The organism is Massilia niastensis DSM 21313, from assembly GCF_000382345.1.
GTDB lineage: Bacteria > Pseudomonadota > Gammaproteobacteria > Burkholderiales > Burkholderiaceae_D > Telluria > Telluria niastensis.
On the sequence record NZ_KB908083.1, the window covers coordinates 144,320 to 150,381 of the forward strand.

At 67.5% G+C, this 6,062-nt stretch carries 8 protein-coding genes; 4 read left to right on the forward strand and 4 right to left on the reverse strand.

Going from position 1 to position 6,062, the window contains the following annotated elements; genetic code table 11:
• The first annotated feature begins 16 nt into the window (after nucleotides 1–16).
• The 4 genes from H162_RS0106870 to phbB all read left to right on the forward strand — a co-directional run bounded on the left by H162_RS0106870 (nucleotide 17) and on the right by phbB (nucleotide 3,140).
• Nucleotides 17–772, forward strand: a complete 756-nt coding sequence (locus tag H162_RS0106870) for a glutathione peroxidase (protein WP_020652718.1) — start codon at nucleotides 17–19, stop codon at nucleotides 770–772.
• Nucleotides 772–1,659: a M90 family metallopeptidase gene (locus H162_RS0106875; protein WP_040786694.1), complete on the forward strand. Its 888-nt coding sequence runs from the start codon at nucleotides 772–774 to the stop codon at nucleotides 1,657–1,659. The genes H162_RS0106870 and H162_RS0106875 overlap by 1 nt, the downstream gene beginning before the upstream one ends.
• A 76-nt stretch (nucleotides 1,660–1,735) precedes the next feature.
• The gene (locus H162_RS0106880) at nucleotides 1,736–2,290 is read left to right on the forward strand and encodes a hypothetical protein (RefSeq protein WP_026354333.1); all 555 of its coding nucleotides are present in this window, start codon (nucleotides 1,736–1,738) and stop codon (nucleotides 2,288–2,290) included.
• A 106-nt stretch (nucleotides 2,291–2,396) separates the two neighbouring features.
• Nucleotides 2,397–3,140 carry an acetoacetyl-CoA reductase gene (gene phbB / locus H162_RS0106885; RefSeq protein WP_051109891.1) on the forward strand — a complete coding sequence of 248 codons (744 nt, stop codon included), beginning with the start codon at nucleotides 2,397–2,399 and terminating at the stop codon, nucleotides 3,138–3,140.
• Between the two features lie 11 nt (nucleotides 3,141–3,151).
• Here phbB and H162_RS0106890 read toward each other — a convergent pair whose 3' ends face one another.
• From H162_RS0106890 to hyi, 4 genes are all read right to left on the reverse strand, one after another.
• Nucleotides 3,152–3,682 (reverse strand): hypothetical protein, encoded by a 531-nt coding sequence (locus H162_RS0106890; protein ID WP_229451965.1) that lies wholly within the window; start codon nucleotides 3,680–3,682, stop codon nucleotides 3,152–3,154.
• 10 nt (nucleotides 3,683–3,692) lie between these two features.
• Nucleotides 3,693–4,544, reverse strand: coding sequence for a hypothetical protein (locus tag H162_RS0106895; RefSeq protein ID WP_020652723.1), 852 nt, complete (start codon nucleotides 4,542–4,544; stop codon nucleotides 3,693–3,695).
• Between the two features lie 86 nt (nucleotides 4,545–4,630).
• Complete coding sequence (locus H162_RS0106900; RefSeq protein ID WP_020652724.1) at nucleotides 4,631–4,996, reverse strand: VOC family protein; 366 nt, start codon at nucleotides 4,994–4,996, stop codon at nucleotides 4,631–4,633.
• 53 nt (nucleotides 4,997–5,049) lie between these two features.
• A complete protein-coding gene (gene hyi, locus H162_RS0106905) occupies nucleotides 5,050–5,835 on the reverse strand; it encodes a hydroxypyruvate isomerase (protein WP_026354334.1) in 786 nt (261 codons plus the stop codon).
• Nucleotides 5,836–6,062 lie beyond the last annotated feature (227 nt).

Sequence of the window (6,062 nt, forward strand, 5' to 3'; positions counted from 1 at the left end):
AACGTGAAAAGGAGTAATGATGTTACCGAATGCCGAAGCGCTGGAAGGCAAGCCTGTCCCGCGGGTGAGCTTCAAGGCGCGCCTCGACGACCAGTGGCGCGACCTCAGCACCGATGAACTATTCAGCGGCAAGACCGTGGTGGTGTTCTCGCTGCCCGGCGCGTTCACGCCCACCTGCTCCTCGACCCACCTGCCGCGCTATAACGAGCTGGCGCCGGTGCTGCGCAAGAACGGCGTCGACGAGATCCTGTGCATTTCGGTCAACGATGCCTTCGTGATGAACCAGTGGAAGGCCGGCCAGGACGCCGACAACATTACCGTCATCCCGGACGGCAATGGCGAGTTCACCGAGGGCATGGGCATGCTGGTCGACAAACGCGACCTGGGCTTCGGCAAGCGCTCGTGGCGCTATTCGATGCTGGTGCGCGACGGCATCATCGACAAGATCTTCATCGAACCGGAGCGCGAGGGCGACCCCTTCGAAGTGTCCGATGCCGACACCATGCTGCGCCATATCAATCCGGATGCCACGGTGCCGGAACCGATCGTGATGTTCACGCGTCCCGGCTGCCCGCATTGCGCCCGCGCCAAGAAGACGCTGCATGACGCCGGCATCCATTTCACCGACATTCCCGAAAACGAGCAGATCACCACCGTCGTGCTGCGCGGCGTGACGGGCCGCCTGACCTGGCCCCAGCTCTTCGTCGGCGGCAAGCTGATCGGCGGCGCCGACGAGGTGCAGGCCTGGGTGGCGTCGGGCCAGGCCGGATGATGGAAGCGCTGCTCGCCAGCCTGCTGGCCCTGGCCCTGCTGGCCGCCTGGCTGCTGCCGAAGTGGCGCCTGCGGCGGGCGCTGTCGCGTCCGCTCGCTCCCGCCCAGGTGGCGCTGCTGGCGCGCAATGTCGTGCAGGTTCGCGGCATGGACCCGGCCCAGCGGGCGCGCCTGCAGCGCCTGGTGCAGCAATTCCTGCATGAAAAGAAATTCGTCGGCTGCGCCGGCCTCGAGGTGAGCGACGAGATGCGGGTGACGATCGCCGGCCAGGCCTGCCTGCTGCTGCTCGGCCGCGCGGGCGGCGACGGTCCGGCGCAGCTGTACCCGCTGCTGCACACCATCCTGGTCTATCCGGGCGCCTTCCTGGTGCCGCGCACCGAAGTCGACATGTCCGGCGTGGTCACCGAAACCCGCCAGGACCTGCTGGGCGAATCCTGGGGCGACGGGCGCGTGATCCTGTCATGGGACCATGTGCGCCGCGCCGACCAGCCCGAGCCGCCCGGCCACAATGTCGTGCTGCACGAATTCGCCCACCAGCTCGACAGCGAGTCGGGCAACACCAACGGCGCTCCCTACCTGGGCAGCCGCGAGCGCTACCGCAGCTGGTCGGAAGTCCTGTCGCGCGACTATGCCAACCTGCGCGCCGAGGCCATGTTCGGCATGCATGGCGTGCTCGACCACTATGGCGCGAGCAGTCCGGCCGAGTTCTTCGCGGTGGCCACCGAAAGCTTCTTCGAGCAGCCGCACCAGCTGGCGGCGCGCCATCCCGCGCTGTACGGGGAGTTCCTCAAGTACTACCGGATCGATCCGCGCCAGTGGCAGCCGGAGCCGGTGGCCGCGGCGCCGGAACCGGATTTTTCTGGAGTGGCCTACGGGCAATGGCGGTAGGCTGCGTGCGTCCGCGTACAGAGCAATGAACGCGACAGGAGCAAGCTTGGGGTACCACGATCCAGGAGGAATCGATATGTCCACAATCATCGCAGGGCACTTGCAGCTTCAGGAGGACGTCGAGCGGGCACGCCGCGCGCTGATCGACGCCGGTTTCGATCCGGACCGGATCAGCGGCTTCTACGTCAGCCAGCCCGGGCAGCACGACATGACGCCGCTCGGCGGCGACAACATCGAGTCTCCCGGCGCCAAGGAAGCCCCGGCAGGGGTGGTCAAGGGCGTGGCGACCGGCGGCGCGGTCGGGGTGGCGATCGGCGCGGCCACGGCGCCGCTCACCGGTCCGCTCGGGCCGATCGTGGGCGGCCTGCTGGGCGGCCACGTCGGCTCGCTGTTCAGCTTTACCAAGATGAAGGAAGCCGGCGAGCCGGAAGCGGGCGGCGAGAACACCTTGCCGCCGCGCCTGACCGGCATGCTGGTGGCGGTCGCCTTCGACGACACCGGGCTCGAGGGCCGCGCGGTCGACGTGCTGCGCCAGCTCGGCGCCCAGCGCATCGAGCGTGCGCAGGGCAATATCGTCGACGGCGACTGGGCCGATTTCGACCCCAGCAGCCGTCCCGACGTCGTCAGCTGAAGGATGGCCGATTCTTGATCGGCATCAATAGGACTCCCTGACGCTTCCCTACACTCGGACTTTCGCCGCGCCGCCGGTGCGGAAGACTGGGAGAGGGGATCCTTACATGCATCAGCAAGTAGCCCTGGTTACGGGCGGAATGGGCGGGCTCGGCACGGCGGTGTGCCGGCGCCTGCACCAGGAAGGCTTTCTCGTCGCCGCCACCTATTCGCCCTCGAATTGCCGCCACGACGCATGGCTGGCGGCGCAGCGCGCCGACGGCGTCGAGGTGCTCGCCTTCGAGGCCGACGTGGCCGACAGCCCGTCCTGCTCCAGCGTCGTGCGCCGGCTGCTGGACATGGCCGGGCGCATCGATGTGCTGGTCAACAATGCCGGCATCACCCGCGACTGCAGCCTGCTCCGGATGAGCGTGGACGACTGGCACGCGGTCCTCGGCAGCAACCTCGACAGCGTCTTCAACATGACCCGCCATGTGCTCGAGTCCATGATCGCGCGGCGCTGGGGGCGCATCATCAACATCTCCTCGGTCGATGGCCAGCAGGGCGCCTTCGGCCAGAGCAACTACACGGCCGCCAAGGCCGGCATGCACGGCTTTTCCAAGTCGCTGGCGCTCGAGGTGGCGCGGCACGGCGTCACGGTCAACACGGTCTCGCCCGGCTATCTCGATACCGCCATGGTGCGCCGGATGCGCGGCGACGTGCTGCGCGAGCGCATCCTGCCGCAGATCCCGGTCGGGCGCCTGGGCTCGCCCGACGAGGTCGCGGGACTGGTGGCCTACCTGGTGTCGGAACAGGCCGGCTATGTGACCGGGGCGAACATCGCGGTCAATGGCGGCCAGCACATGCAATAAGGGCCGCCTCTTCAGCCTGCGGCCGTGGGCGGCGTGGGAGGCGTGGGCGCGAGCGCCTCGATCGCCTTGACCTGCCTGTGGATCTTCTCGAGCGCGAGCAGGATCGGCGCCGGCCGGCCGGTGGCGGCCGCGCCGGCCAGGGCCAGCAGGCCGGCCACCAGGCTGGTGACTTCGCCGATCAGGCCGATGCGCCGGATCTTTTCCGCCGCGTCGGCGGTCAGCGCCGTCAGGTGGCTTTGCGGCTTGCCGAGCGACTGGACGACGAAGGCGGCGGCGTCGACATACAGGCTGCTGGCGCGCTGGCGCAGCAGGAGCTCGTCCTCGAGCAGCTTGCGCATGGCGGCCTGCACCTTGTCGGGGACGGTGCGGCCCTGGTAGCTGCGGATCTCGCGCATGATGCGTTCGTGCAGCTGGTCGGCGCAGGACGAGAGCTGGTCCGCCAGCTCGACGACCTGGTCGCTGCTGGACAATCCGGACCGGGCGGTCCCGGACTGCGGGGCAGGGGCGGGCGCCGGAGGCGGTGCGGGGTCCAGGTTTGCCATGGTGGTCCTTTCAGTCGCCGGACAGCTTGTCGCGGATCGTGCGCAGGTCGCGGCCATGGTTCGCGAGCAGGCGCCGCACTTCTTCGCCGGAGAGCGTGTGCAGGTGCTCGCGCAGCTTCTGGTGGCCCAGCGCGACCTTGGTCAGCCCCTGCAGGGCCAGTTCGTAGCGGCGGTCGATCAGCTTGTACTCGGTGGACTTGTTCAGGTAATGCACCTTGGCCAGGGTCACCAGCATGCGGTCCGACTGGCGGTTCGAGAACGGGATCTCGACATCGAAGATGCCCAGCACGGTCTTCTTCTCGTTCTGATTCGTCTTGTAGTACAGGCGGGTGAGCGTGATCATGGCCTTGAGCAGGACCTGGACGTCGGCGTCGCCGTCGCGCACCATGGTCTCGACGCTGCGGTTCTGGTAGCCGGACGCGATCACGCGCGTCAGCAGCCGCGACAGGCCCGTGTACGCCGCGATATGGCGCTGCTGTAAGCCGGAGTCGGTATTCGCCTTCAGGCCGTTGCCGAGGTCGTCGATGCGCTCGGACAGGTCGTAGCGGCCGTCGCCGGCCAGCAGGCTGAGCGTCTGCATGTAGAGGACCACGGTCTTCTGGATCGCGATGAAGTCTTCGTGGACGGCCTTGCGCCGCGCATCGCTTTCGCGCGCCAGCTTCTCGGCCGGCGGCGACAGGTAGGGCTGTTCGCGCTCGAAGGTATCGCGGTAGCGCCGCGACAGCTCGGCGTAGCCGCCCAGGCGCGCCGAGGCGTCGGCGAATTCGCGGACTTCCTGCAGGCTGACGTGGCCGGTGGAAGCGCAGCCGGCCAGGAGCATGCTGGCCAGCAGGCAGACGCGGAGCGCAAGGCGGTGCAGCATCGTGGGTCCTCCCTGGCCGCGCGGCGCGCGGCCCGACAGTCCCCATTCTTTCAAACCCGGGCGGGTTTGATCTTGCTGATCGTCAACTAGGCGACCTTGGCGCGGTCGAAGTGCGGGTTCTGGATGATGCCGAACAGGTTGCCGTCGGGATCGCGCACGGTGGCGACCCGGATGCCTTCGCCGACGTCGGCCACGGGCGACTCGACGGCGGCGCCGAGCGCGATCAGGCGCGCCAGTTCCTCGTCGGCGTCGGCCGTGCCCCAGTAGGCGGTGGCCCCGGCGCTGCCGGGCTGGCCGTCCGGCACCAGGCCGAGTTCGAAGCCGCCGACCTCGAAGCCGACATAGAAGGGCTGGTCGAAGTAGGGCGCCTTGCCGAGCACGCGCGCATACCACGCGGACGCTTCCGGCAGGTTGGTGACGGGGTAGATAACGGTACGCAATCCCTGGATCATGGTGTCTCCTGGCTGGCGAAAACCTTGATGTTGCCTGATTGCCTATGTCCTGTCTAGCGCTCGCCGCGGTAGTCGCGCAGCCAGGCGAGCGAATCCAGGGTAGCGCCCAGCGGCACATACTCGCAGCCGACCCAGCCGGTATAGCCGAGCTCGTCCAACAGGTCGAGCAGGAAGGGGAATCGGATCTCGCCGGTGCCGGGCTGGTGGCGGCCGGGCACGTCGGCCAGCTGGACATGCCGGATCAGCGGCAGCAGGGTGCGCAGGCTGGCGGCGAGGTCGCCTTCCATGCGCTGCATGTGGTAGAGGTCGAATTGCAGGAACAGGTTCGGTTCGCCGCATTCGGCAATGATGGCGGCGGCCTGGCGCGACCCGGTGAGGAAGTAGCCGGGGATATCGCGGTCGTTGATCGGTTCGATCAGCAGCTCGATGCCATGTTCGCGGCAGCGCCCGGCCGCGAAGCGCAGGTTGTCGACATAGGTGGCGTGGGCGCGTTCCGGCGACACGCCGGACGGCCGCTTGCCGGCCAGGCAATGCAGCCGCGGCGTCCCGAGCTCGAGCGCGTAATCGAGCGCCAGCGCAACGCCGTCCTGGAATTCTCCCACCCGGCGCGGATCGCAGGCCAGCCCGCGATCCCCGGCAGCCCAGTCCCCCGCCGGCATGTTATGCAAGACCAGCTTCAACTGATGGCGTTGCAGGCGCCGGACAATGCTGTCCGCCTCCACGCCATACGGAAACATGAACTCCACCGCCTCAAACCCGGCCGCCCGCGCCAACGCCAAGCGCTCAAGAAATGGCGCTTCAGCAAACAACATACTCAGGTTGGCGGCGAACTGGGGCATAGGTCAGGTCAATAACATTTCGTCATCCCCATCATCGCCGCCCACCCTGCCACCCGTCAAGATTCCCACGCCCTCCCGCCCTCGCAAACAACGAGGGTCAGAGTCAAATTACCAGGAAACTTCCAAAAATTTCCCACAATTCGACTCTGACCCTCCCCTTACCCGGAGCAGCCTGTACCGTAACTAAATAGGGTCAGAGTCTAATGCCGTTAAGTTAGGGATGGCGG

Coding starts and splice junctions, on each gene's coding strand:
- H162_RS0106880 (WP_026354333.1), top strand. CDS start 1,736: ATGTCCACAATCATCGCAGGGCACTTGCAGCTTCAGGAGGACGTCGAG.
- H162_RS0106895 (WP_020652723.1), bottom strand. CDS start 4,544: ATGCTGCACCGCCTTGCGCTCCGCGTCTGCCTGCTGGCCAGCATGCTC.
- H162_RS0106900 (WP_020652724.1), bottom strand. CDS start 4,996: ATGATCCAGGGATTGCGTACCGTTATCTACCCCGTCACCAACCTGCCG.
- H162_RS0106870 (WP_020652718.1), top strand. CDS start 17: ATGATGTTACCGAATGCCGAAGCGCTGGAAGGCAAGCCTGTCCCGCGG.
- hyi (WP_026354334.1), bottom strand. CDS start 5,835: ATGCCCCAGTTCGCCGCCAACCTGAGTATGTTGTTTGCTGAAGCGCCA.
- phbB (WP_051109891.1), top strand. CDS start 2,397: ATGCATCAGCAAGTAGCCCTGGTTACGGGCGGAATGGGCGGGCTCGGC.
- H162_RS0106875 (WP_040786694.1), top strand. CDS start 772: ATGGAAGCGCTGCTCGCCAGCCTGCTGGCCCTGGCCCTGCTGGCCGCC.
- H162_RS0106890 (WP_229451965.1), bottom strand. CDS start 3,682: ATGGCAAACCTGGACCCCGCACCGCCTCCGGCGCCCGCCCCTGCCCCG.